The organism is Dactylosporangium sp. CS-047395 (assembly GCF_050942185.1).
Taxonomy (GTDB): Bacteria; Actinomycetota; Actinomycetes; order Mycobacteriales; family Micromonosporaceae; genus Dactylosporangium.
Map to the genome: position 1 here is coordinate 9,354,761 of NZ_CP192015.1, position 23,141 is coordinate 9,377,901.

The following is a 23,141-nucleotide window of genomic DNA, read 5'->3' on the forward strand; positions in this document are numbered from 1 at the left end:
TCACAACACGCCCCCCTGGTTCCGCGGCCGTAAGTGTCCCGGTCGCGCAGTTACCTTACCGAGGGGGTACGACAATTCTGGGGCTAGCGTTATGCCCATGACTTCTTACGCGCGGGCCGAGCGGGCGGCGCTCGCCGACGCGCTGCTGGCCGCCGGCCCCGACGCTCCCACCCTGTGCGACGGCTGGGCCACCCGCGACCTGGCCGCCCACATCGTGCTGCGCGAGCGCCGCCCCGACGCCGCCGCCGGCATCATGCTCAAGGCCGCGGCCGGGCACACGCGGAAGGTGCAGGACAAGCTGGCCGCGGGCGACTGGCCGGCCCTGGTCGAGCGGCTGCGCACCGGCCCGCTGCTGCTGCGCCCGCTGGACGAGGCGATGAACGCGGTCGAGTTCTTCGTGCACCACGAGGACGTGCGCCGGGCCGCGCCGGGCTGGACGCCCCGGGACATTCCGCCGGGGTACGCCCAGTCCCTCGCCGCCCGCGCGAAGTCCACCGCCCGTCTGTCGGCCCGCCGCTTCCCGGCCCGCCTCGAGGTCTCCGGCCCCGGCGTCGAGCCGTTCACCGTCAACCCGAAGCAGGAGCAGGCCGTCCAGGTACAGGGCGCGCCGGGCGAGCTGATCCTGTTCTTCACCGGCCGCCAGGCCCACGCCGACGTCGCGGTCACCGGCCCCGACGACCTGACCGCGAAACTCCGCGGCGCCCGGCTGGGAATCTGATCGGCAGCTTCCTCACGTTTCAGTCTCGGGTCTAGCCGGTAACGGGATCGACGGTTTACCGTCTGGTAACCGACGGACGTGACGCCAGTCACGGGCGGCGGCGTACTCTCCCGGACGCCCCGGAAGGCACCCGACATGACCCAGACCCAGCGGCTCGAACTGCCCTACCGCTCGATCCCGGACATGTTCCTCAACCGGGTGGCCGCCACCCCGGACGACCGGGCCCTCGCCCGCCCCGCCCCCGACGACGCCGGGGACCCGATCTGGATGACCTGGCGCGAGGTCGACGCGCGCGCCCGGAACATCGCCGCCGGCCTGACCACGCTCGGCGTGCGGGCCGAGGACCGCGTCGGCGTGCTGGCCGGCACCCGGCTCGACTGGATCCTCGCCGACCTCGGCATCATGCTCGCCGGCGCGGCCACCACGACGGTGTACCCGACGACCGAGCCCGAGGAGGCCGTGTACATCGTCACGGACTCCGGCTCCAAGGTGCTCTTCGCCGAGAACCCGGAGCAGGCGGCCAAGCTCGACGGGGCCGATCTGCCGCACCTGACGCACATCGTGCTGATCGACGGTTCCCCCACCGGTACCGAGGTCAGGCCCACGATGACGATCGCCGACCTCGAAGCTGCGGGGCAGGCCGCCAACGCCGCCGACCCGGGGCTGATCGACGGGATCGTGGCCGGCATCTCCGGCGACCAGCTCGCGACGCTGATCTACACGTCGGGCACGACCGGGCGCCCCAAGGGCGTCGAGCTGCTGCACGCCGGCTGGATCTGGCAGGGCAAGACGCAGCAGGACACGGGCGTGCTCAACAGCAGCGACCTGCAGTACCTCTGGCTGCCCTTGTCGCACTCGTTCGGCAAGACGCTGCTGTGCGGGATCATCTACGTCGGGCTGCCCACCTACGTCGACGGGCGGGTGGACAAGCTCATCGACAACCTCGGGAAGATCCAGCCGACGCTCATGTGCGCGGCGCCGCGGGTGTTCGAGAAGGTCTACAACCGGGTCGTGACCGGGGCCCAGGCCGACGGCGGGGCCAAGCTGAAGATCTTCACCTGGGCGCTGGGCGTCGGGCGGCGGGTCGTGGCCGAGCGGCAGGCCGGGCGCGAGCCGGGCGGGGCGCTCAAGCTGCAGTACGGGATCGCCGACAAGCTCGTGTTCAGCAAGCTGCGGGCCCGGCTCGGCGGCCGGATGCGCGCGATGGTCTCGGGCTCCGCGCCGCTCGCGCCGGAGATCGCCGAGTTCTTCTTCGCCGCCGGACTGCCGATCCTGGAGGGGTACGGCCTGACCGAGACCTCCGCCGGCTCGTTCGTCAACCGCGAGGGCAAGGCGCGGATCGGCACCGTCGGGCAGTCCCTGGGCGACCTGGAGTGCCGGCTCGACACCGACGGCGAGGTGCTGCTGCGCGGCACGCCGGTGATGCGGGGGTACCACAACCTCCCCGACGAGACCGCCGCCGCGTTCACCGAGGACGGCTGGTTCCGCACCGGCGACATCGGCGAGCTCGACGACAACGGCTACCTGCGGATCACCGACCGCAAGAAGGACCTCATCAAGACGTCGGGCGGCAAGTACGTGGCCCCGAGTCACATCGAGGGCCTGTTCAAGTCGGTCTGCCCGTACACCTCCCAGGCCATCGTCGTGGGCCAGGCCCGCAACTACGTGACGATGCTGGTGACCCTCGACCCGGACGCGATCAAGGGCTGGGCCGCCGGCACCCCGCTGGAGGGGAAGTCCTACGAGGAGATCGCCGCCTCGAAGGAGGCCGAGGCCCTCGTCGGCGGCTACGTGCAGGAGCTCAACGCGAAGCTCAACCGCTGGGAGCAGATCAAGAAGTTCACCATCCTCGGCCGCGACCTGTCGATCGAGGACGGCGAGCTCACGCCGTCGCTGAAGGTCAAGCGGCGCGCGGTCGAGAAGTCCTTCGCGGCCGACATCGACAGCATGTACGCGGGAACCCTCGCGGAGATCTAGCCAGACCTCTATTCACACCCCACAGTGTCGTGGCCCCCGGGAACCGCCATCCCCGGGGGCCACGACGCGTCTCACGCAGGTTCTAGGCCAGCACGGTCTGCGTCTGCCAGGTGTGCCGCCGCGGCCGGTCCAGGTCGGTGCGCGCCTCGGCGAGCCGTCGCACCGCCTCGATCAGGTCGGTCTCCGGCAGCGTGAACGGCAGCCGCATGAAGCGCTCCATCGTCCCGTCGGCGCCGAAGCGCGGGCCCGGGGCCACCCGCACGCCCAGCTCCTCGGCCGAGCGGGCCAGGGCGCTGGACACCGGGGCGTCGAGCTCGGCCCAGATCACCATCCCGCCCCGCGGCAGGACGAAGCGCCACTCCGGCAGCTCGGCCCGCAGCGCCGCGGCCAGGGTGTCGCGCTGCACGAGCAGCTGCTTGCGGCGCGCGCCGACGATCGTCTCGCGGCGCTGCAGCAGCCGGGTCGCCACCAGCTGGTCGAGGACCGGGGAGGCCATGTCCACGCCGACCCGGGCGGCGGCCAGCCGGGCGATCAGCGACGCCGGGCCGCGCACCCAGCCGATGCGCAGGCCGCCCCAGAACGCCTTGCTCATCCCGCCGATCGTCAGCACCCGCGCGGTGCGGTCGAACGCGGCCACCGCCGGCGGCATCGAGCGGGCCAGCTCCGGCTCCAGGGCCAGGTCCACGAACGACTCGTCGATCACGAGGTCGGTGCCGGCGGCGTGGGCGGCCGCGGGCAGCTTCTCGCGCAGGGACACCGGCATCAGGTGGCCGGTCGGGTTGTGGAACTCCGGGATGAGGTACGCCACCCGCGCCTGCGCCGCCCGCACGGTCGACAGCAGCAGGTCGGGATCCCACCCGTCCGGGCCGATCGCGTACGAGCTGATCCGCGCCCGCCCGGCCAGGAACGCGCTCAGGGCGTTCGGGTAGGTCGGGGTCTCGACGAGGGCGCGCTGGCCCGGGGCGACCAGCAGGCGCAGCAGCAGGTCCAGGGCCTGCTGGACGCCGCCGGTGATCATCACCTGGTCGGGGTCGGTGGGCAGGCCGCGCTCGGTGTAGTGGCCGGCGATCGCCTCGCGCAGGGTCAGCAGGCCCATCGGCTGGTAGCCCGGGCCGCACAGGTACGGCTCCAGGTCCGCCACCGCCTCGGCCGCCGCGACCGCCAGCTCGGGCGGGGCCGGCATCGCCGCGCAGCCCAGGTCGATCAGGCCGGCGTCGTCGCTCGGCGTCCACAGCCCGGAGGTGCCCACCCGGTGCCCGGCCGGCAGCTCGGTCCAGCTGCCCGCGCCCCGGCGGCTGGACAGGTGCCCGCTCTCGCGCAGTTCCCGATAGGCGGCCGTCACCGTTGTACGCGAAATGCCCAGCGCCCCCGCCAGCTCCCGTTCCGCGGGCAGCCGCACCCCGAGCGCCAGCCGCCCGTCGATGAGCAGGCCGCGCACGGCATTGGCGAGCACCACGTACTCGGGCCGCTTCCCCGCCGGGCCACGGACCCCGACGGCGACCTGCCAGGCGTTGAGCATGCGGGCCAGTTGCGCGCCCCGGACGATCGCAGACACCGATTGGCCTCCTTACACCCGCTCCATTGGCCTTACCCTGGCATCTGTGGCCTGCTTGGGCAAGTCCAATTTCAGCGCGGACAGCAGGACCCCGCCGAGGATCAAGGCCCCGCCCACGAGGTCGTACCAGTGGATGGTCTCGTGCAGGAACAGCGCCGCGGACAGGATCGCGAAGACCGGCGCGAGGGCCGCGAACGGCGCCACCGTCCCGGCCCCGTAGCGGCCGATCAGCCGGCCCCAGATGCCGAAGCCGAGCAGCGTGCTGAGGTAGGCGATGTAGGCGATCGCCCCGATGGCGACCAGGTCGAGACCCCGAAGGGCGCCCCAGACGTACTGCGGCCCGTCGACGGTCAGGGTCAGCAGGATCAGCGGCGGGGTCGCGACCGCGCTCACCCAGACCATGAAGTTGAGCATGTTCTGCGCCGAGGCCTTGCGCATCGCGATGTTCGCCAGGCCCCAGGCCGCGCCGGCCGCCACGACCAGCAGGAACGCGCCGAGCGGGCGGTCCAGGCCGAGCTGGGTGGCGATCAGGACGATGCCGGCGCCGGCCAGGACCACGCCGCCGATGCGCCGGGGGCCGGGGCGGTCGCGCAGCAGTACCGTGGCGAAGACCAGCGTGAAGACGACCTGGCTCTGCAGGACCAGCGCCGACAGCCCGGACGGCAGCCCGGCCGCCATCCCGGCGAAGAGCAGCGAGAACTTGACCACGCCGAGCGCGATGCCGGTCGCGATCACCCAGCGCCACGGCGCCTGCGGCCGGCCGACCAGGAACACCGCGGGCAGCGCGGCGACCCCGAAGCGCAGGGCGCAGAACAGCAGCGGGGACATGCTGTCGAGCCCGACGTGGATGACCACGAAGTTGACGCCCCAGATGACGCTGACCACGGTCGCCAGGGCGAGGTCGCGAGGTTTCATGCCCCGATGATTGGCCTCGCGGACCGTGAAGCACCATCGAAATGTACTGCATGATGGTTTTAGTATTGCTTCATGCTTGACCTCGCGCGCCTCCAGGCGCTCCGCGCGGTGCAGACGTTCGGCACGGTCACGGCCGCCGCCGGGGCGCTGCACATCACCCCGTCGGCCGTGTCGCAGCACCTCGCCAAGCTGGAGCGGGAGACGAAGGCCACGCTCGTGGAGAAGGACGGCCGGCGGCTGCGGCTGACCGAGGCCGGACGGGTGCTGGCCGAGCACGCGGCCCGGGTCCTCGCGGCGGTCGAGGAGGCCGAGGCGGCCCTGGCCGCGCACCAGGAGACGGTGTCGGGCCGGCTGAGCATCGCGTCGTTCCCGACGGCGTGCCGGGGCCTGCTCCCGCACGCGCTGCGCCGGCTCGCGGCCGACCATCCGGCGCTGGAGCCGGCCCTGCTGGAGTCGGACCGCGAGTCGAGCTTCGCCGGCATCCTGCGCGGCACCGTCGACGTCGCCCTGATCGACGAGTGGCTGGAGATCCCGGTGACGTACCCGGCCGGCGTGGCCAGCGTCGAGCTCGGCCTCGACGTCGGGGACCTGATCGTGCCGGCCGGGCACCGCCTCGCCGACGGCCCGGGCCCGGTGACCCTCGACGAGGTGCGCGACGAGCGCTGGATCGGCTCGACGCCGAACACCGTCTGCCACGAGTGGCTGCTGCGGATGCTGCCCGGGCTGGAGCCGGCGATCCTGGTCAACGAGTTCGAGACGCAGCTGACGTTCGTGGCCGAGGGGCTCGGGGTGGCGTTCATCCCGCGGCTGGCCCGCACCGCCCTGCCGGCCGGGGTGGTCGCGCGCCCGGTCGCGCCGGAGGCGGCCCGGCGGGTCAGCGTCGCGTGGCGGGCGGCGGCCGCGGTCCGGCCCGCGATCGGCGCCACCGTGGCGGCCCTGCGGGAGGCCTGGGCCATGCGCCCGGCGCCGGGCGAAATGCCCGAATGGGCGACCCCGGAGGGCGTTGTGCAGGTGGTCTGAACTCCGGGGGTTTTCATTCACACGATTCATTTCAGCGGGGATCCGGGCCGCCCCTTACATTCATGGCATGGCCCTCTTCCGTTCCCGGACCGCGACCGGCGCCGGCATCCTGGCGACGGTTCTGCTGGTGCTGATCTTCGGCAACCAGATCTTCACTGAGTGGGTCGACCGTCACAGCGACGGCTCGACCGTGTGGGGCTTCTTCCTGCGCAAACTGGCGTGGCCGCGCTGGTGGATCACCCCCCGTGACGGCTCCGGCGACGCCGCCCGGGACCTGCTCGCCAACGACCTGCGGGCGCTGCTGACGATCCTCTTCGTCGCCCTGGTGCTGGCCGTCTCGGCCCGCACCGTGGCCGGCGGCGGGGGCGCCTTCATCGTCGGCTGGGCGGCGCTGATCTTCGGCTCCGCGCTCGCCGCCTTCACGACCGCGTTCATCGTCTCCGACCCGTCCATGCTCGGCGCCTTCCAGGCCGCCGTCGAGGCGTCCGGCTACGGCCTCTTCGTCGGCTGGATCGTCGGCATCGCCGTGGCCGCCGGCCGAAAGGCCGACTGACCTACCGGATGGGGTGCCCCGCGGTGCGCAGGGCACCCTTGACGTCGCCGATGCTGAGCTCGCCGAAGTGGAACACGCTCGCGGCGAGCACGGCATCGGCGCCGCACTCCACGGCCGGCGCGAAGTCCGCCACCTTCCCGGCCCCGCCGCTGGCGATCACCGGAATGTCGACCACGGCCCGCACCGCCCGGATCAGCTCCAGGTCGAACCCGTCCTTGGTCCCGTCGGCGTCCATCGAGTTCAGCAGGATCTCCCCGGCGCCCAGCTCGGCCACCCGCGCCGCCCACGCGACCGCGTCCAGGCCCGCGCCGCGCCGCCCGCCGTGGGTGGTCACCTCGAAGCCGCTGGGCTGCCCCTCGCCCCGCCGCACGTCCAGCGACAGCGTCAGGACCTGGTTGCCGAAGCGCTGCGCGATCTCGGCGATGAGCTCCGGGCGCGCGATCGCGGCCGTGTTCACCCCGACCTTGTCCGCGCCCGCGCGCAACAGCGTGTCGACGTCGCCGACGCTGCGCACGCCGCCGCCGACCGTCAAGGGAATGAAGACCGTTTCCGCGGTACGCCGGACAACTTCGAGCATCGTCGCCCGCCCCTGCGACGACGCGGTCACGTCGAGGAACACGAGCTCGTCGGCGCCGGCGGCGTCATAGGCGGCCCCGAGCTCGACCGGATCGCCGGCGTCACGCAGGTTCAGGAAGTTGACCCCCTTGACGACCCGCCCCGCGTCGACGTCCAGGCACGGGATGACCCGGACGGCGACGCTCACGCCGCCTCCCGCAGCGCGGCCAGGGCCTCGGTCACGGTGAACGCCCCCGCGTAGAGCGCCTTGCCCACGATCACACCCTCGACCCCGGCCGGCTCGAGGGCGGCCAGCTGGCGCAGGTCGTCGAGCTTGGACACGCCGCCGGAGGCGATCACCGGCTTCTTGGTGCGGCCGGTCACCTCCAGCAGCAGGGTCAGGTTCGGGCCGGTGAGGGTGCCGTCGCGCATCACGTCGGTGACCACATACCGCGCGCAGCCCGCCTTCTCCAGCCGGTCGAGCACCTCGAACAGGTCCCCGCCCTCCTTGGTCCAGCCGCGGGCCGCGAGCTGGTGGCCGCGCACGTCGAGCCCGACCGCGACCTGGTCGCCGTAGGTGGCGCAGACGTGGTCGCACCAGTCCGGGTTCTCCAGCGCCGCGGTGCCCAGGTTGACCCGGGTCGCACCGGTGGACAGGGCCGCCTTCAGCGAGGCCTCGTCGCGGATCCCGCCGGACAGCTCCACCTGCACGTCGAGGCGGCGCACCACGTCGGCGAGCAGCTCGGCGTTGGAGCCGCGGCCGAAGGCGGCGTCGAGGTCGACGAGGTGGATCCACTCCGCGCCCTGCCGCTGCCAGGCGAGGGCGGCCTCGAGCGGGTCGCCGTACGTGGTTTCGCTGCCGGCGGCGCCCTGGACGAGACGGACCGCCTGGCCGTCGGCGACGTCGACGGCGGGCAGGAGCTGCAGGGCCATGGTTTGCGATCCTTCTTTAGAGACGGCGGTCGAGGACGAGCACGGTGAGCGCCGGAGTGGCGACGATGACGATCGCGCTGATGCCGATCCGGGCCGGCCAGGAGTCGAACGACACCCAGACCAGCGCCAGGACCGCCAGCACGAGGATGGCGATGATCGCCTTCTGCTTGCGGGAGCGGCGAGCGAAAATCTTACCGGTACGCCCGACGCGCACCCGGGGCACCAGCCGGCGCACGGCGGCCCGGCGGGCCCGCTTGCGCTCGTGGCGCCGCATGCGTTCGGCGCGCTCGGCCTCCAGCAGAGCGCGCCGCCTGGCCCGTTCCTTGCTCAAAGGGTCCGGAGCCAGTTGGCCAGCAGGGTCGCACCCGCGTCGCCGGACTTCTCGGGGTGGAACTGGGTCGCGCGCAGCACGTCGGTCTCGAACGCGGCCGCGAACGGCTCGCCGTGCACGGTGACCGCGGTGCCGGGGCCGGCCGTGCTCGCCGCGTAGGAGTGCACGAAGTAGAACCGGGTGTCCTCGGGGAGCCCGGCGCCCAGGACCGTGCCGTCCGGCCAGGCGACGGTGTTCCAGCCCATGTGCGGTACCACGGGAGCCTGAAGGCGCGTCACCGAGCCCGGCGCGAGGCCGAGGCCCTTGGTCACCACCCCGTGCTCCGCGCCCTCGTCGAACAGGATCTGCATGCCGACGCAGATGCCGAGCACCGGCGCGCCGACGCGGACCCGCTCGGCGATCGTCGGGCCGGCCCCGAGCGCCTCGATGCCGGCCATGCACGCCGCGTAGGCGCCGACGCCCGGCACGACCAGGCCGTCCGCGCGGGCCGCCCGGTCCAGGTCCGCCGTCACCTCGACGTCGGCGCCGACCCGGGCCACGGCCCGCTCGGCCGAGCGGAGGTTGCCGGAGCCGTAATCGAGGATCACCACTCGCTTCGCCACGGGACGCCCCCTAGTTGAAGGACCACAGCACGCCGGCGACGCCCGCGAGCGCGGCGAGGGCGAACGTGATGATCGACGGTAGCTTCGACTTGTTCTGGCGCAGCGTCAGCCCCCCGCCGAGCAGCAGCCCGGCCAGGCCGAAAAGCACAATACTCACAGGGCGCCCTTGGTACTCGGCACGACGCCCGCATTGCGCGGGTCGAGCGCGCAGGCCTGGCGCAGCGCCCGGGCCACCGCCTTGAACTGGGCCTCGACGATGTGGTGGGCGTCGGGCTGGGCGCCGTGCCGGCCCGCGCGCAGGATGCTCACGTGCAGCGTCACCTTGGCCGAGTGCCCGAAGGACTCCCAGATGTGCCGGGTCAGGCTCGTCGGGTAGTTGCCGCCGATGTGCGGGGCGATGTTGGCCGGCTCGTCGTGCACCACGTACGGGCGGCCGGACAGGTCGACGACCGCCGAGGCGAGCACCTCGTCCAGCGGCACCTGCGCGTGGCCGTAGCGGGTCACGCCCGCCTTGTCCCCCAGCGCCTCGGCGAACGCGGCGCCCAGGGCGAGCGCGGTGTCCTCGACGGTGTGGTGCGCGTCGATCTCCAGGTCGCCGACGGTCTGCACGCGCAGGTCGAAGCCGCCGTGCTTGGCGATCTGGTTGAGCATGTGGTCGTAGAAGCCGACCCCGGTCGCGATCTCACCCACGCCGGTGCCGTCGAGGTCGAGCTCGACCAGGACCTTGGTCTCCTTGGTGACGCGCTCGATCCGGGCGGTACGACTCACAGCAGTTCCTCCAGGGCAGTCAGGAAGGCCCCGGTCTCCTCCGGGGTGCCGGCGGTGACGCGCAGCCAGCCGGGCAGGCCGACGTCGCGGATGAGCACGCCCCGGTCGAGCAGGGCCTGCCACGTTGCCTTGCTGTCCCCGCGCGGGGCGGCGAACAGCACGAAGTTGGCGTCGCTGTCGGCGACCGCCAGGCCCCAGCCGCGCAGCGTGGTGACGATCCGGTCGCGCTGCTCCTTGATCGCGTCCACGGTCGACAGCAGGGCGTCGGTGTGCGCGAGCGCGGCCCGGGCCACGGCCTGGGTCATGGCGCTGAGGTGGTACGGCAGCCGCACCAGCTGCACCGCATCCACCACGGCGGCGTCCGCGGCCAGGTAGCCGAGCCGGCCCCCGGCCAGCGCGAACGCCTTGCTCATGGTGCGGGTCACGACCAGGCGCGGGAAGCGCTCGATGAGGCTCAGCGCGAAGACGGTGCCGGGGCGCGCGAACTCCGCGTAGGCCTCGTCGACGATCACCATGCCGCGCGCCGCTCCGACCGCCGCCTCGACGACCTCCAGGGGCAGGGCGGTGCCGGTCGGGTTGTTCGGCGAGCACAGGAACACCAGGTCCGGGTCGTGCTCGGCGATCTTCGCGACCACGTGCTCGGCGCTGAGCGTGTAGTCCTCGGCGCGGCGGCCGTCGACCCACGCCGTGCCGGTGCCGGCGGCGAGGAGGGGGTGCATGGAGTACGACGGCGTGAACCCGAGCGCGGTGCGCCCCGGCCCGGCGAAGACCTGCAGCAGCTGCTGCTGGATCTCGTTGGAGCCGTTGGCCGCCCAGACGTTCGCGGCGGTGAGGCCGTGGCCGAGGTACGCCGCGAGGTCCGTTCGCAGCGCCATCGCGTCGCGGTCCGGGTAGCGGTTCAGGTCGCGCAGCACCGCGCCGAGCGCCTTCTCCATCTCGGCGACGGCCGGCTCGGGCACCGGGTACGAGTTCTCGTTGGTGTTGAGCCGCACGGCCACGTCGAGCTGGGGCGCGCCGTACGGGGTCATCCCCCGCAGCTCGTCGCGCAGCGGCAGGTCGTCCAGCGCGGTCATGCCTGGAACCGCACCGTCACCGCGGCCCCGTGCGCGGGCAGGTCCTCGGCCGCCGACAGCGCCACGACGTGCCCGGCAACTTCCTGAAGAGCATCGCGGTTGTACTCGATGAGCTGCACGCCCCGCAGGAAGGTCTGGGTCGACAGCCCGGACTGGTGCCGCGCGCACCCACCGGTCGGCAGCACGTGGTTGGAGCCGGCGCAGTAGTCGCCGAGGGACACCGGCGACCAGGCCCCGACGAAGATCGCCCCGGCGTTGCGGACCCGCTCGGCCACGGCCCGCGCGTCGCGGGTCTGGATCTCCAGGTGCTCGGCCCCGTACGCGTCGACGACCCGCAGCCCCCGGTCGAGATCGTCGACGAGGACGATCGCGGACTGCGGCCCGGACAGCGCCTCCCGCACCCGCTCGAGGTGCTTGGTCGCGGCCACCTGCCGCTCGACCTCGGCCTCGGTCGCCGCGGCCAGCTCGGCGCTGGTGGTGACGAGCACGCTCGCCGCGAGCGGGTCGTGCTCGGCCTGGCTGATCAGGTCGGCCGCGACGTGGCGGGGGTCGGCGCTGTCGTCGGCCAGGATCGCGATCTCGGTCGGACCGGCCTCGGCGTCGATGCCCACGGTCCCGCGCAGCATCCGCTTGGCCGCGGTCACCCAGATGTTCCCCGGCCCGGTGATCATGTCGACCGGCTCGCAGCCCGGCTCCTCGTCGGTGAACCCGTAGCCGAGCATGGCGATCGCCTGCGCGCCGCCGACCGCGTAGACCTCGTCCACCCCGAGCAGCGCGCACGCGGCCAGGATGTTGGCGTTGGGCAGCCCGGTGTCCTTCTGCGGCGGGCTGCTGACCGCGATCGACTCGACCCCGGCGGCCTGGGCCGGGACGACGTTCATGACCACGCTGGACGGGTACACGGCCAGCCCGCCGGGCACGTACAGCCCGACCCGGCCGACCGGCAGCCAGCGCTGGGTGACGGTGCCGCCCTCGGACAGCACGGTCGTGGTCTCGGTCCGGCGCTGGTCGCCGTGCACCTTGCGGGCCCGCGCGATCGACTCCAGCAGCGCGGCGCGCACGTCGGGATCGAGCCCGGCCTCGGCCCGCTCGATCTCCTCCCGCGGCACCCGCAGCTGCTTGACGTCGACCCGGTCGAAGCGCAGCGCGGCCTCGCGGATCGCCGCCGCCCCATGCTCCCGCACCCCTTCGACGGTCGGGCGCACCTGCTCGGCGGCGACGGATACGTCGATGGCGGCTCGGGGCAGCAGACGGCGCGGGTCCTCGGTGGAGCCGCGCAGGTCGATCCGGTTCAACACCCTTGCGAGTCTATTCGGCGCCGCCAGCGGTTATGCGTCGCCGTCCCGCCCTGCGGGCTGTCGGGATCCGGCCCACCGCCAGTTCAGCTCGTCCGGCGCCGCGGGCGGACCGGGCAGCTCCCCGCGCTCCCCGCGGCTCATCCCATCGAGGTTCATCGCGAGGTACCGGCGGCGCAATTCGCTCGTTCTCTCCCGATCCGGGAGCCTGATCGCCGCACAGCCCTCCAGCACCAGCCCGATGTCGGTCGGCTGGATCTCGGGCCGCAGCCGCCCGCCGGCCCGCGCCCGCTCGACGAGCGCATTGGTCAGCACCCCGGACCGCCGCGCGTCGGCCACCATCTCGGGCGTCGAGACGAACGTCCCGGCCAGATGCACCGTGAGCGAATGCACATCCGCGTCCACCACCGCCCGCAGGAACGCGGCGAACGCCTCCCACCCGTCCTCGATCGCCGCGGCCGCCTCCGCCTCGGCGATGAACACCCGCAGACCGTCGTGGCACAGTGTTCGAAGCAGCTCTTCTTTGCTCTGGTACCGCCTGTAGAGCGCACTGATCCCCACGCCCGCCCGCTCGGCAACGGCGGCGATCGGCGCCTTCGGGTCTTCCATGAACACGTCCCGCGCGGCGGCGAGAATGACCCCGTCGTTCCGCTCGGCCTCGCGCTTGCGTCCCATGGCTCCACTTTACAGAACGGATCGCTCCGATCTGTAAAGCCATCGTATCCGTCCTGAGCGACGGTCGCGTTCTTGCTCGGCTACGCTTCCGCTCGTGGAGCTGCTCCCACTCTTTCCGCTGGGCACCGTGCTGTTTCCGGGCCTGGTGCTGCCGCTGCACGTCTTCGAGCCGCGGTACCGGACGCTCGTGCAGCACCTCACCGAGCTCCCCGCCAGCCTCCCCCGCGAGTTCGGCGTCATCGCCATCCGCCGCGGCTGGGAGGTGGGCCGCCAGACCGAGACCCAGGACGCCACCATCACGGCCGGCGAGTCCCTCTCCCTGTACGAGGTCGGCTGCGCGGCCGAGATCCGCCAGATCACCGAGCTCCCGGACGGCCGCTTCGACCTGATGACCCTGGGCCGCCGCCGCTTCCGCCTGCTGGGCCTGGCCCGCAACGACGCCCCGTACCTGACCGCCGAGGTCGAATGGCTCGAGGAGCCGAAGGGCGACCCGGACCGCGAGGGCGAATTGGCCGCGGGCGTCCTCGCCGCGTACCAGGACTACCTGCGGGCCGTCCGCGCCGAGGACGACGGCGAGCAACTCCCGGACGACCCGACCGTCCTCTCCCACCTGGTCGCGGCGACGGCTTCGCTGACCCTGGAGGACCGGCAGTCGCTGCTCGCCGAGCCGGACACGGAGAGCCGCCTGAAGGCCGAGCGCGCCCTCCTGCGCCGCGAGACCGCCCTGCTGGGCCAGGTCCGGGCCGTCCCCGTCGCCTTGGGTGACCTCGCGGTTCCCTCCAGCCCGAACTGACCACCGCCGGCCCTTTCGCCCCAAGCGCTTCCCAGCTCATCCTCTGAGCGTCTGCCGCTCCGCAGCGGCGAAGTCAGGAGCGCGGCTGGTCCGAGTGCGGCGGCTTCGGCGACGGCCACACCGGTCCGTCCGCGGTCGGGGCCGGCGGTGGCGGCGGAGCGCCCGGGTCCTGCCACGACGGGGCCGGGGCAGCGGACGGCGCCGGCGGGAACTGAGGCTGACCCGCTCCCGGCGGGTAGGGCGAATCGGCCGCCGGGAAAGGAGCCGTGCCCGGGTACGGCTGGTACCCCGCGCCCGGGAACTGGGCCTGGTCGGTGCCCTGCGGTGGGGCCAGGTATTCCGGCGGGATGTTGTCGTAGCGCAGGGTCGGCGAGACGTGGAAGCCCGCCATGCCCGTGTAGATCGCCGCCGCGGCCAGGGCCTGGATCAGCATGGTGCCGCGGACCCAGGGTATGAAGCCGAGGTAGAGGCTGGAGATGCCGGTGCGGAGCTTGACCGGGCGGAAGATGTGGGTGTCGACCGGGGCGTGCTCGGCCAGGTCCAGGTAGCGGTCCCAGCCGATCTTGTTGCCCAGCCAGGCGGCGATGACCGAGGCGGCGGCGGAGCCGAGGACCAGGCCGGCCAGCATCAGCGGGCCTCGGTAGCGGCGGAGCAGGAACCAGGCGGCCAGGGCGACGACGATACCCATGCCGATCGACATGAGGATGAACCAGCCGTCGTCGGCCCAGTAGCCCTCGGGCTCCGGGTCGAGCGGATACGGCCCGTACTGCGTCTGGACCAGCTCGACGTGCGGGGCCAGCTTCGACCACAGCCAGCCGAACGGCGCGCCCAGCGCGGCCACCACGACGGCGGCGAGCAGCGCGAAGAGCAGCTCCCGAACGATCGGTACGCGGGCCGGGCGGGCAACCTCCGGCTGTTCGACCGGCGAAATCGGGGCGATGCTCACGATCCCATCCTGCCAGGCCGCGGCGACGTTCCGGCAAGCGCGTCGACGATCCCGCCCGAACCCGGCGAACCGCCCGAATCGCCCGGATCACCGGATGGGGCGGGCGGCGGCGGCGGGGCGGGCGGCGGCGGGGCGGTCAGGTCGGGGAGGGCGAGGTCCATGGCCATCAGGCGGGGCACCTCCTCGCGGCGGTCCACCCGGCCCTTGACCGAGACGACCGCGTCCTCGATGACCCACTGGTCGACCAGCTCGTACGTGTCCGGGAAGAACATGACCTCGACGCTGCCGTCCAGGTCCTCCAGCACCGCCTGGGCCCACGGGCGGCCCTGGCGGGTGACCTTGCGCTGGACGCCCGAGAGGATGCCGGCCAGGCGGACCACCGCGCCGTCCGGGACCGAGCCGTCCTCGGCCAGGGCGGCGATCGGGCGGTCGGCGGCGGCCCGCAGGACGTGCTCGAGGCCGCGCAGCGGGTGGTCGGAGACGTAGAGGCCGAGCATCTCGCGCTCGAAGGCGAGGCGCTCCGGCTTGTCCCACTCCATGGCGGGGACGGGCGGGGCGGTCATGAGCGGGGCGCCGAAGAGGTCGAACTGGCCCATGGCCTCGTTGCGCTTGACGCTCGACACGGCGTCGAGGGCGTCGGCGTGCACGGCGAGCAGGCCGCGGCGGGAGTGGCCCAGCGAGTCGAAGGCGCCGGCCTTGATCAGGGACTCGATGGTCTTGCGGTTGCAGACCACGGCGTCGACCTTGGACAGGAAGTCGTAGAAGTCGGCGAAGGTGCCGCGCTCGCGGCGGGCGCGCAGGATGGCCTCGACCGCGGCGGCGCCGACGTTGCGCACGGCGCCGAGGCCGAAGCGGATGTCGGTGCCGGCGGCGGCGAAGCGGCCCTGGGAGGCGTTGACGTCCGGCGGCAGGACCTTGATGCCCATGTGCCGGCACTCGCCGAGGTAGAGGGCGGAGCGGTCCTTGTCGCCGCCGACCGAGGTCAGCAGGGCGGCCATGTATTCGGCCGGGAAGTTCGCCTTGAGGTACGCCGTCCAGTACGCCACCAGCCCGTAGGCCACGCTGTGGGCCTTGTTGAACGCGTAGTCGGAGAACGGCACCAGGATGTCCCACAGGGTGCGGATCGCGCCCTCGGAGTAGCCGCGCTCGCGCATGGCCGGGGCGAACAGCGTGAACTCCTGGTCGAGGATCTCCTTCTTCTTCTTGCCCATGGCCCGCCGGAGCCGGTCGGCGGCGCCCAGGGTGTAGCCGGCGACGCGCTGGGCGATCGCCATCACCTGCTCCTGGTAGACGATCAGGCCATAGGTGTCGCCGAGGATGTCGGCGAGCGGCTCGGCCAGCTCCGGGTGGATCGGGGTGACCGGGCGGCGGCCGTTCTTGCGGTCGGCGTACTCGTTGTGGGCGTTGGCCGCGATCGGGCCGGGCCGGTAGAGCGCGCCGACCGCGGAGACGTCGGCGAAGCCGTCCGGGGCCATCGAGCGCAGCAGCTGGCGGACCGGCGTCGCCTCGAACTGGAACACGCCCAGGGTGTCGCCGCGGGACAGCAGCGCATAGGTCGCCCCGTCGTCCAGCGCCGCGTCCTCGATCGCCACCTCGCGGCCGCGGTTGTGCCGGATCGCGTCGAGGGCGTCGTCGATGATGGTGAGGTTGCGCAGGCCCAGGAAGTCCATCTTGAGCAGGCCCATGGACTCGCAGGCGCCCATGTCCCACTGGGTGATGATCGCGCCGTCCTGCTCGCGCTTCTGGATCGGCAGGACGTCGATGAGCGGCTCGCGGGACAGGATGACCCCGGCCGCGTGCACGCCCCACTGCCGCTTGAGCCCCTCCAGGCCCCGCGCGGTGTCGACGACGGTGCGCACCTCGGGCTCCGACTCGTAGAGCCGGCGCAGCTCCCCGCCCTCCTTGAACCGCGAGTGCGCGGGGTCGAACACGCCCGACAGCGGCATGTCGCGCCCGAGGACCGGCGGCGGCACCGCCTTGCTGATCCGCTCGCCGAGGGAGAACGGGAAGCCCAGCACCCGGGCCGCGTCCTTGATCGCCGCCTTGGCCTTGATCGTCCCGTACGTGATGATCTGCGAGACCCGGTCCTCGCCGTATTGCTCGGTGGCGTAGCGGATCATCTCCCCGCGCCGGCGCTCGTCGAAGTCCATGTCGATGTCGGGCATGCTCGGGCGCTCCGGGTTGAGGAAGCGCTCGAAGAGCAGCCCGTGCGCGAGCGGGTCGAGCTCGGTGATGCCCAGCGCGTAGGAGACCAGGGAGCCCGCCGCCGAGCCGCGGCCCGGCCCGACCCGGATGCCCTCCCGGTGCGCGTGCGCCACGAGGTCGGCCACGACCAGGAAGTAGCCGGCCAGGCGGGCCCCGAGGATCACCGACAGCTCGTAGTCGGCCTGGCGGGCGTGCGGCCCCGGCACCCCCTCCGGGAAGCGCCGGTCCAGCCCGCGGGCGACGGCGGCGCGCAGGTAGGAGTCCTCGGTCTGGCCGGCCGGGACCGGGAAGGCCGGCATCAGGCTGCGGTGGGCGAACACGTCGACATAGGGCCCGATCCGCTCGGCCACGAGCAGCGTGTTGTCGCAGGCCCCCGGCACCTCCGCGTCCCAGATCCGGCGCATGTCCGGCGCGGACTTGAGGTAGAAGTCGCGGGCGTCGAACTTGAACCGCTTGGGGTCGGCCAGGGTGGTCGCGGACTGCACCGCCAGGAGCGCCTCGTGGGCGTCGGCGTCGCCGGCGAACGTGTAGTGCAGGTCGTTCGTGGCCACCGGGGCCAGCCCGAGCCGCTTGCCCAGCCGCAGCAGGTCCTCCCGGACCCGGCGCTCGATCGGCAGCCCGTGGTCCATCAGCTCCAGGTAGAGGTTGCCCTCGCCGAAGATGTCGCGCAGCTCCCCGGCGGCCGCGCAGGCCCGCTCGAAGTCGCCGATGCGCAGCCAGGTCTGGATCTCCCCGGACGGGCAGCCGGTGGTCGCGAGCACCCCGCCCGCGTATTCGGCGAGCAGCTCGCGGTCGGCGCGGGGCTTGTAGAAATACCCCTCGGTGCTGGAGCGGGACGCGAGCCGGAACAGGTTGCGCAGCCCGGTCGCGTCGGCGGCCAGCAGCGTGAGGTGGGTGTAGGCGCCGCCGCCGGAGACGTCGTTCTCGCCGCCGTCGGCCCAGCGCACCCGGGTCCGGTCGCGCCGGTGGGTGCCCGGTGTCAGGTAGGCCTCGACCCCGATGATCGGCTTGATCCCGGCGGCGGTCGCGGCGGTGTAGAAGTCGTGGGCCCCGAACATGTTGCCGTGGTCGGTCATGGCCAGCGCGGGCTGGCCGAGCCGGGCCGCCTCGGCGAACAGCGGTCCCAGCCGGGCCGCGCCGTCGAGCATCGAATACTCGGTGTGTACGTGCAGGTGTACGAACGAATCCCCCACGGCTGCGAACCTATCGCGGGGGTACGACATTTTCGGCCACACTGCAGGCCATGATGGACCGTGACCGGCTCCGCGCGCTCCTGGCCCGCGAGCGAGCCGCCTTCGCCGCGCGCAATCCCCGCTCGGCCGCCGAGTTCGCGCGCGCCTCGAACCTGTTCGGCCGGGTCCCGATGACCTGGATGAACAAAAATGCGGCAGGCTTCCCCTTGTACCTCGCCGAGGCCCGCGACGCCCGCGTGACCGACGTGGACGGGCACGAATACATCGACTTCAGCCTGGGCGACACGGCGGCGATGGCCGGGCACTCCCCCGAGCCCGTCGTCGCCGCGGTGCGGGAGCGCTTCGAGACGCTCGGCGGCGCGTGCGCGATGCTGCCGACGTCCGATGCGGCCTGGGTCGGGGCCGAGCTGACCCGCCGCTTCGGGGTCACCCGGTGGAGTTTCGCGCTGACCGCCACCGACGCCAACCGCTGGGCGATCCGGCTGCTGCGGGCGGTCACCGGCCGGCCGAAGATCCTGGTCAACAGCTACTGCTACCACGGCTCGGTCGACGAGTCGCTGATCGTCACGGGCTCAGGCGGCCCGCGCAGCCGCGAGGGCAACGTCGGCGCGCCCGTCGACGTGACCGTGACCAGCCGGGTCGCCGAGTTCAACGACCTCGCCGGGCTGGAGCGCGAGCTGGCCCACCGCGACGTGGCCGCCGTGCTGATGGAGCCCGCCCTGACAAACATCGGCATCGTACTGCCCGAGCCCGGCTACCTCGCCCAGGTACGCGAGCTGACCAGGCGCTTCGGCACCTACCTGATCAACGACGAGACCCACACGTTCTCGGCCGGCCCGGGCGGCGCCACCGGCCTGTGGCAGCTCGAACCGGACGTGGTGACCATCGGCAAGGCGATCGGCGGCGGCATCCCGGCCGCGGCCTACGGACTCTCCGAGCAGCTGGCCCAGGACATCGAGCGCATCCCAGGCCTCGACCTGATCGACATGGGCGGCGTAGGTGGCACCCTGGCCGGCAACGCCCTGTCGATCGCCGCGACCAGAGCCACCCTGGAGCACGTTCTGACCAATGCCGCCCATGCCCAAATGTCGGAAATGTCAGCGCATTTCGAGCGCGGGACCCGCGCCGTCATCGACGAGCACAACCTGCCGTGGTCGGTGACGCGGCTCGGCGCCCGGGTCGAGTACCGCTTCGCGAAACCGGCACCGACAAGCGGTACCGAAGCAGCCTCGAAAAATGACGCGGAGCTGGAGGACTTTCTGCACGCCTATCTGGCCAACCGCGGCATCCTGCTCACGCCGTTCCACAACATGGCCCTGATGAGCCCGGCCACCACCGAAGATCAGATCGCCGAGCACACCCGGATCTTCGGAGAAGCCGTCGCGGAACTCACCGCGCGAACGGGTCCATCATGACCGCCGCCGCCCGCAGCCACGCCCGCTTGGTGGCCGGCGCGAGCATCGGGTATTCGATGTTGGAGCCGCTCTCCAGCGCCGGGTCGTAGGGCACCACGACCACGGCCCGGGTCCGCGTCCGGAAGTGCCCGGCCAGGTCGTCGATGAGCGGCGTCGGGTTCGGCGTCGGGCAGGACAGCAGCGTGACCGCGTTGGCGACCAGCTCCTCCATCCCGGCCTCGTCGAGCAGGTCGAGCATCCAGTCGGCGGTGAAGGCCGCGTCCTCCCGCGGCACCGAGGTGACCACGAGCTGGTCGGCGGTCTGCAGGACGGTCTGCCAGTTCGGGCTCTCGACGTTGTTGCCGGTGTCGACGCAGATCACGTCGTGGGTGCGGCGCAGCAGCTCCAGGACGCGGCGCACGGTGTGCGGGTCGAGGCGCTGGGCGAAGCGCGGGTTCTCCTCGCCGGCGAGCACGTCGTAGGAGCCGTCGGAGGCGTGCCGGAGATAGTCGTCGAGCATGTCGTAGAGGTCGTAGCCGGTCGCGTGCTCCACGCGCACGAGGTCGGCGATCAGGTGGCGGATCGTGCGGGCGTGCCGTGCGCTGCCGGCGCGCAGGCCGAGGGTGCCGCGCAGCTCGTTGTCGTCCCACGCGATGACGCCCTTGCCGCGCACGCTGCCGATCGTGGCCGCGGTCAGCACGGTGGCGGTGGTCTTGTGCACCCCGCCCTTGGGGTTGGCGAAAGCCAGGACCTTCGGCGTCGGGATGTCCCGGCGCAGCACCTGCACCATCTGCTCGGTCGGGTCGGCCGCCGCCCGGGGCGCCTGGTACTCGACCTCGGGCCCACGCCGGGAGGCCGCGCCGGCGGTCCGGGGCGGTGCGTCGTCATACGGGCGGGTGCCGTTGGTGGGAGGCATTGGTTCGTCATCGTAGGGCCGCGCGGGCGGATACGGGGCCGAGGGGCTCCCGAACCGTCCGTCGTAATCCAGATCACCCGGGTTCGACCGGCCCAGCAGTGCCCGGTCCAGCAGCGAGCGCCAGCGGGGAGCCGGCTCGGCCGACCTGTCCTCCCACATGGCATCCGCTCGCTCAGCCACGCCCGGCCCTCCCTCACACGCGACGCGTCACAACCCGCTCCCCAGGCTACGGACCGAACAGTATTCGGACCACTCCTGCGAGCCCATCCCCTGCATCAACTGCACGACAGGCCGAAGGGATATCGCCTCAGGACGGACCGGGGGACGCGACGACGGTCCCGGCACCCTCACGCACCGGTTCCGCGACCGTAGTCTGCTCGGGCAACGGGGGCAGGAACACCGTGCGATCGAGCCGTTGCATCTCGGTGATCGGGTCGACGACGCGGGTCTCCGGGCGCGCCCCGAGGGCGCGCAGGGCGGCCGGCGGTGCGTAGACGACCGCGGCGTACACACAGGAGCAGTGCTCGCGATAGGCGGTGGCCTCCTGATCGGCGACGATCGCCCCGGAGAGGTACAGCTGCCGGTTCTCCTCCGGAATCCCGTTGTCCCGGGCCAGCAGGTCCCGGTAGTGCGCGGCCTCCTCGGCCTTGCGCCCGGCGGTCTCGTCCATCGCCGCCACCACGTCGTCGGGCAGCCGGTACGCGCCCAGGCGGACCAGCTCGGTCTGCTCCTTCGGCAGCGGTACCCGAGCGAAAACACTCGACACGGAGACCTCCGCGAGCACCGGGGCGAGCCGCTCGGGCGCCAGGTAGGCGGTGAACGACACCAGCGCGTAGACCGGTTCGTCACCCGGCAGCGCGGCCAGCTCGTCCCGGCCCGCCTGCAGGTACGCCGGGATGGAGGCGCCCTCGGCCACGCCGACCCGCAGCACGTCGCCCAGGGACGGGTCGCTGCCGGGCCGGTCGGTGCGGTGCACCGCGAGCAGCGTCGCCGTCACCGCGAGCACGCCGACCACGATCGTGAACGCGCGCAGCCGCTGCGCACCCCGGAACACCCGGGCCAGGACGTCGCCGACCGGCGGCAGGAGCCACTGGTCGAGCTGGAGGAGCCGCTTCATCGCCCCACGAGGGTCGCACGCCTGCCTTAACGGTTGGTCATGGGGTCTTGACATCGACGCAGCGAAGGATTTCTATCAGTCAAGTTTACTAATAGAAACGAGGAGGGTCCGTGCGAAGGTCACTCATCGCCGCCGCCGCGGTGGCACTCACCGCCGCCGGCGTCGTGTTCGCGGTCACCCCGTCCGCCCAGGCGGCGACCGCCATCCCCGCCCACGTCTTCGCTCCCTACTTCGAGGCCTACAACGGCGACAGCCTCAACGGCCTGTCCCAGCAGTCCGGCGACAAGTACCTGACGATGGCCTTCATCCAGACGGCGAGCCGCGGCTCGTGCACCGTGTACTGGAACGGCGACACCGGCATGCCGATCAGCAACGCCACCTTCGGGGCCGACATCGCCGCGATCCGGGCCCGCGGCGGCGACGTGATCCCCTCGTTCGGGGGGTACGCGGCCGACAACGGCGGCACCGAGATCGCCGACAGCTGCACCGACGTCAACCAGATCGCGGCGCAGTTCGAGAAGGTCATCACCACGTACGACGTCACGCGCATCGACCTCGACGTCGAGGACAACTCGCTCACCAACACCGCCGGCATCGACCGCCGCAACAAGGCGATCAAGATCGTCGAGGACTGGGCCGCCGCCAACGGCCGGACCATCCAGTTCGTCTACACGCTGCCCACGACCACGAGCGGCCTGGCCGACAGCGGGCTCGCCGTGCTGCGCAACGCGGTCGCCAACAACGCGCGGGTCGACATCGTCAACCAGATGACCTTCGACTACTACGACAACCAGCCGCACCAGATGGCCAACGACACCAAGAGCGCTTCCAACGGCCTGCACAGTCAACTGCAGCAGTTGTACCCCACGAAGACCAGCCAGCAGCTCTGGTCCATGATCGGCGTGACCGAGATGATCGGCGTCGACGACTTCGGACCGGCCGAGACGTTCACCATCGCCGACGCCAACGCGGTCTACGCCTGGGCCACCCAGCAGGGCATCGCCGAGCTGTCCTTCTGGGCCCTGCAACGCGACAACGGCGGCTGCCCCGGCGGCGCCGCCTCGGACACCTGCTCCGGCATCTCCCAGAGCACCTGGCAGTTCTCGCACATCTTCGCCCCCTTCACCACCGGCGGCGGCACCCCGGGTTCCCCGTCCCCCACGCGAACCACCGCCTCCCCGTCCCCAAGCCCGTCGCGCAGCAGCAGCACTCCCCCGGCGACGGGTCTGACCAACGGCACGTTCGAGACCGGGTCCTTGAGCCCCTGGACCGGCAGCCTGTGCAGCATCGTGAGCACACCGGTGCACGGCGGCAGCAAGGCACTCAAGGCCGCCGCGACGAGCTCGGACAACGCCCAGTGCAGCCAGACGGTGGCCGTCCAGCCCAACCGGACGTACACCCTCAGCGCCTGGGTGCAGGGAAGCTATGCCTTCCTGGGCGCCACGACGGGGGCCGGCGACACCAGCACCTGGACGGCCGGCAGCTCCACCTGGACCAAACTGACCGTCAACGTCAACACCGGCAGCTCCACCTCGATCAAGGTGTGGGTCCACGGCTGGTACGGCACCGGCACCATCTACGTCGACGACGTCGCGCTGGTGTAACCG

General features: G+C 72.3%; 20 protein-coding genes and 2 pseudogenes. 7 read left to right on the forward strand and 15 right to left on the reverse strand.

The window, feature by feature from the left end; all coding sequences use genetic code 11:
• Positions 1-97 precede the first annotated feature (97 nt).
• Positions 98-718 (forward strand): TIGR03085 family metal-binding protein, encoded by a 621-nt coding sequence (locus ACQP00_RS43750; RefSeq protein ID WP_433208698.1) that lies wholly within the window; start codon positions 98-100, stop codon positions 716-718.
• 135 nt (positions 719-853) lie between these two features.
• Positions 854-2,695 (forward strand): AMP-dependent synthetase/ligase, encoded by a 1,842-nt coding sequence (locus ACQP00_RS43755; protein ID WP_433208701.1) that lies wholly within the window; start codon positions 854-856, stop codon positions 2,693-2,695.
• A gap of 82 nt (positions 2,696-2,777) precedes the next feature.
• Here ACQP00_RS43755 and ACQP00_RS43760 read toward each other — a convergent pair whose 3' ends face one another.
• Complete coding sequence (locus tag ACQP00_RS43760; protein WP_433208704.1) at positions 2,778-4,250, reverse strand: PLP-dependent aminotransferase family protein; 1,473 nt, start codon at positions 4,248-4,250, stop codon at positions 2,778-2,780.
• 12 nt (positions 4,251-4,262) lie between these two features.
• Positions 4,263-5,165, reverse strand: coding sequence for an EamA family transporter (locus ACQP00_RS43765; RefSeq protein WP_433208713.1), 903 nt, complete (start codon positions 5,163-5,165; stop codon positions 4,263-4,265).
• Positions 5,166-5,237: 72 nt separating this feature from the next.
• On the opposite strand from ACQP00_RS43765, the gene ACQP00_RS43770 reads away from it, so the two are divergent.
• Positions 5,238-6,185: a LysR family transcriptional regulator gene (locus ACQP00_RS43770; RefSeq protein ID WP_433208716.1), complete on the forward strand. Its 948-nt coding sequence runs from the start codon at positions 5,238-5,240 to the stop codon at positions 6,183-6,185.
• A 67-nt stretch (positions 6,186-6,252) separates the two neighbouring features.
• Positions 6,253-6,738 carry a hypothetical protein gene (locus ACQP00_RS43775; RefSeq protein WP_433208719.1) on the forward strand — a complete coding sequence of 162 codons (486 nt, stop codon included), beginning with the start codon at positions 6,253-6,255 and terminating at the stop codon, positions 6,736-6,738.
• Position 6,739: 1 nt separating this feature from the next.
• Here the strand turns inward: ACQP00_RS43775 and hisF are convergent, their stop codons facing one another.
• The 9 genes from hisF to ACQP00_RS43820 are packed head-to-tail and all read right to left on the reverse strand — an operon-like array spanning position 6,740 to position 12,970.
• Entirely contained in the window at positions 6,740-7,501 is a 762-nt protein-coding gene (gene hisF, locus ACQP00_RS43780; protein WP_433208722.1) for an imidazole glycerol phosphate synthase subunit HisF, read from the reverse strand.
• Positions 7,498-8,226 carry a bifunctional 1-(5-phosphoribosyl)-5-((5-phosphoribosylamino)methylideneamino)imidazole-4-carboxamide isomerase/phosphoribosylanthranilate isomerase PriA gene (gene priA, locus ACQP00_RS43785; protein WP_433208725.1) on the reverse strand — a complete coding sequence of 243 codons (729 nt, stop codon included), beginning with the start codon at positions 8,224-8,226 and terminating at the stop codon, positions 7,498-7,500. Before priA ends, hisF begins: the two co-directional genes overlap by 4 nt.
• Positions 8,227-8,242: 16 nt before the next feature.
• Positions 8,243-8,557: a hypothetical protein gene (locus tag ACQP00_RS43790; RefSeq protein WP_433208728.1), complete on the reverse strand. Its 315-nt coding sequence runs from the start codon at positions 8,555-8,557 to the stop codon at positions 8,243-8,245.
• A complete protein-coding gene (hisH, locus tag ACQP00_RS43795; protein WP_433208731.1) occupies positions 8,554-9,159 on the reverse strand; it encodes an imidazole glycerol phosphate synthase subunit HisH in 606 nt (201 codons plus the stop codon). The genes ACQP00_RS43790 and hisH overlap by 4 nt, the downstream gene beginning before the upstream one ends.
• A gap of 10 nt (positions 9,160-9,169) precedes the next feature.
• Complete coding sequence (locus ACQP00_RS43800; RefSeq protein WP_433208733.1) at positions 9,170-9,316, reverse strand: hypothetical protein; 147 nt, start codon at positions 9,314-9,316, stop codon at positions 9,170-9,172.
• Positions 9,313-9,927: an imidazoleglycerol-phosphate dehydratase HisB gene (hisB, locus tag ACQP00_RS43805; RefSeq protein WP_433049373.1), complete on the reverse strand. Its 615-nt coding sequence runs from the start codon at positions 9,925-9,927 to the stop codon at positions 9,313-9,315. Before hisB ends, ACQP00_RS43800 begins: the two co-directional genes overlap by 4 nt.
• Positions 9,924-11,000 (reverse strand): histidinol-phosphate transaminase, encoded by a 1,077-nt coding sequence (locus ACQP00_RS43810; protein ID WP_433208736.1) that lies wholly within the window; start codon positions 10,998-11,000, stop codon positions 9,924-9,926. Before ACQP00_RS43810 ends, hisB begins: the two co-directional genes overlap by 4 nt.
• Positions 10,997-12,298 (reverse strand): histidinol dehydrogenase, encoded by a 1,302-nt coding sequence (hisD, locus tag ACQP00_RS43815; RefSeq protein WP_433208739.1) that lies wholly within the window; start codon positions 12,296-12,298, stop codon positions 10,997-10,999. Before hisD ends, ACQP00_RS43810 begins: the two co-directional genes overlap by 4 nt.
• A 30-nt stretch (positions 12,299-12,328) precedes the next feature.
• Positions 12,329-12,970 (reverse strand): TetR/AcrR family transcriptional regulator, encoded by a 642-nt coding sequence (locus ACQP00_RS43820; RefSeq protein ID WP_433208742.1) that lies wholly within the window; start codon positions 12,968-12,970, stop codon positions 12,329-12,331.
• 94 nt (positions 12,971-13,064) lie between these two features.
• Between ACQP00_RS43820 and ACQP00_RS43825 the strand changes: the two genes are divergently transcribed.
• Positions 13,065-13,763 (forward strand): LON peptidase substrate-binding domain-containing protein, encoded by a 699-nt coding sequence (locus ACQP00_RS43825; RefSeq protein ID WP_433208745.1) that lies wholly within the window; start codon positions 13,065-13,067, stop codon positions 13,761-13,763.
• 73 nt (positions 13,764-13,836) lie between these two features.
• Here the strand turns inward: ACQP00_RS43825 and ACQP00_RS43830 are convergent, their stop codons facing one another.
• Both ACQP00_RS43830 and dnaE read right to left on the reverse strand, forming a co-directional pair.
• Complete coding sequence (locus tag ACQP00_RS43830; RefSeq protein ID WP_433208747.1) at positions 13,837-14,709, reverse strand: DUF2567 domain-containing protein; 873 nt, start codon at positions 14,707-14,709, stop codon at positions 13,837-13,839.
• A gap of 131 nt (positions 14,710-14,840) precedes the next feature.
• Positions 14,841-18,107: pseudogene (gene dnaE, locus ACQP00_RS43835) on the reverse strand (DNA polymerase III subunit alpha); the annotation flags it as partial.
• Positions 18,108-18,157: 50 nt separating this feature from the next.
• On the opposite strand from dnaE, the gene ACQP00_RS43840 reads away from it, so the two are divergent.
• Positions 18,158-19,522 (forward strand): transaminase, encoded by a 1,365-nt coding sequence (locus ACQP00_RS43840; protein WP_433208750.1) that lies wholly within the window; start codon positions 18,158-18,160, stop codon positions 19,520-19,522.
• Here the strand turns inward: ACQP00_RS43840 and ACQP00_RS43845 are convergent.
• Together ACQP00_RS43845 and ACQP00_RS43850 are read right to left on the reverse strand one after the other, a co-directional pair.
• Positions 19,497-20,510, reverse strand: a pseudogene (locus ACQP00_RS43845) (MinD/ParA family ATP-binding protein); the annotation flags it as partial. The gene ACQP00_RS43840 and the pseudogene ACQP00_RS43845 overlap by 26 nt on opposite strands.
• Before the next feature lie 214 nt (positions 20,511-20,724).
• Positions 20,725-21,534: a hypothetical protein gene (locus tag ACQP00_RS43850; RefSeq protein WP_433208752.1), complete on the reverse strand. Its 810-nt coding sequence runs from the start codon at positions 21,532-21,534 to the stop codon at positions 20,725-20,727.
• 110 nt (positions 21,535-21,644) lie between these two features.
• On the opposite strand from ACQP00_RS43850, the gene ACQP00_RS43855 reads away from it, so the two are divergent.
• Positions 21,645-23,138 (forward strand): carbohydrate binding domain-containing protein, encoded by a 1,494-nt coding sequence (locus ACQP00_RS43855; protein WP_433208754.1) that lies wholly within the window; start codon positions 21,645-21,647, stop codon positions 23,136-23,138.
• The last annotated feature ends 3 nt before the right edge of the window (positions 23,139-23,141 follow it).